Source organism: Microcoleus harperi Pol14_C6, from assembly GCF_036701295.1.
Classification (GTDB): Bacteria; Cyanobacteriota; Cyanobacteriia; order Cyanobacteriales; family Microcoleaceae; genus Microcoleus.
This window is the reverse complement of record NZ_JAUBQN010000106.1, coordinates 1-1,871: the sequence shown is the minus strand read 5'-3', so window position 1 is coordinate 1,871 and position 1,871 is coordinate 1. Positions and strand designations below refer to the sequence as shown.

Genomic DNA, 1,871 nt, shown 5'->3' with positions numbered 1-1,871 from the left:
TTCCGCCGCCCCGGTGCTGACGAACCGAAGCCGACGCGGACGGGTTCGGTTCAGCGGGTAGAGAGGCCTGATGGCACTGTTTTACAAGTAGAATTCTACGGCCCCGACATTGACTTCACCCCGATATAACGCACTTAAAATATTGGCCGATAATTGTCTAAAGAAATCCGAGCCAAAAGGGTATTAGTAGCTGTATTGATTGCAGAGATTGTATTGGCATTTTGGTCAGCCCTATAAACGCGATCGCGGTTGGAAATTGGCACTTTTGCGATCGCATGAGCTATCCCTATTGATATAGCAGCCTACACAGAAATAGATAGTATAGCAATCCTAAATCATTCATGTAAATTTGTAGGGGTAGTGCCTCCGTGCCTACCCCCTATCTATCGGGGCAACAACGGGAAGATTGCCCCTACAATAATTACGCTAATGATTTAGGGTTGCTATATTTTGTTCAATGACATAATCGAGTTGTAGGTGTAAATGTTTGATTTTTGGTTGACTGGCAAAATAACATTCTGTAAGTCTCTTGAAGCAATGCCCTTGTTTTAAGATTTCTCTACAGGCAATTTTTCAGCAGTCCAAGCATTCCACGAACCAGGAACATTGACTACTTTCTCGAAGCCATGTTTTTGTAGCAAACTTGCAGCAATAGAAGCGCGATAACCACTGCCACAGTAAGTCGCAATAGTTTGATTTTTGTCTAACTCATTTAGATGTTCTTCCAGATGCGGCACATATATGTGTTTAGCACCAGGCACGTTACCATCCTTAAACTCGTCATCTCCACGGACATCCAGCACCGTCACATCAGGATAATCTTTCTGTTGGTTTAACTCATGCACAGTCCATTCACCCAGATGTTTCAAAGGCAAGCCTGCATTCTGCCAACTTGTCATGCCGTCGTGAAGATACCCAGCAATATTGTCATAACCAATTCGGAATAATTGCTGGGAAGCTAAACTAACACCCCGTTCACTTTCTAGCACCATTAAAATTTTCTTTTCTGGGTCAATAATCCAACCTACCCAGTTAGGAAATTCTGGACGCAAAGCGATGTTAATTGCGCCTGGTATATGTCCGCCACCAAAAGCAAGAATTGAGCGTGTATCAATGACTACGGTGTTTTCATCTTGCATCAACTGTTGAAATTCTTGTGGCGATAACGGCGGTAAAATTGGCACATCACCTACAACTTTTGCCCCGCGAGCATTAACTTTTTTTAAACGTGGGTAGTGTGTTGGTGGTTCTGGCATTCCACCTAATACCCATTCGACAAATTCTACTTCGGTACGCTCTTTAAAAACAGGGCTAAAAATTCGTTCATTACCAATGGTACTTTGTCGGCGATCGCCTATGGATTTACCACATGATGAACCCGCACCGTGAGAGGGATAAATTTCTAGGCGATCGCCTAACGGTACGAGTTTATCAAACAAGGAATGATATAGTTGCGCCGCCAGTTTTTTCTCAGTACCACCACCTAGTAAATCTGGTCTTCCCACATCTAAGTTAAACAAGAAGTCACCCGTAAATATTGCGAATGGTTCCTTACCTTGCTTGGCATCAAAAATTAGCAGCGAGATGTGTTCAGGGGTATGTCCGGGGGTATGTAGTGCGCGAAGGGTAACGTTACCAATCTTTAATTCGTCGCCCTCATTTAGTTGATGCAAATCAAATTTATAATCGTCACTTTTGCCGCCATATATGGGGGCATTTGTTCGGGCTTTTAGTTCGTGCGAACCTGATACAAAATCAGCATGAATGTGAGTCTCGATAATGTGGGTGATTCTTATACCAATTTTATATGAAGTTGCATAGAATAAAGATACTGTTTAGAGGTCATTAGTTATGGCACGTCAACTGATTGT

The 1,871-nt window shown here is 42.9% G+C and carries 1 protein-coding gene; it reads right to left on the bottom strand.

The window, feature by feature from the left end:
• Positions 1-548: 548 nt before the first annotated feature.
• The gene (locus QUA27_RS27170; RefSeq protein WP_333072149.1) at positions 549-1,790 is read right to left on the bottom strand and encodes an MBL fold metallo-hydrolase; all 1,242 of its coding nucleotides are present in this window, start codon (positions 1,788-1,790) and stop codon (positions 549-551) included.
• Between the last annotated feature and the right edge of the window lie 81 nt (positions 1,791-1,871).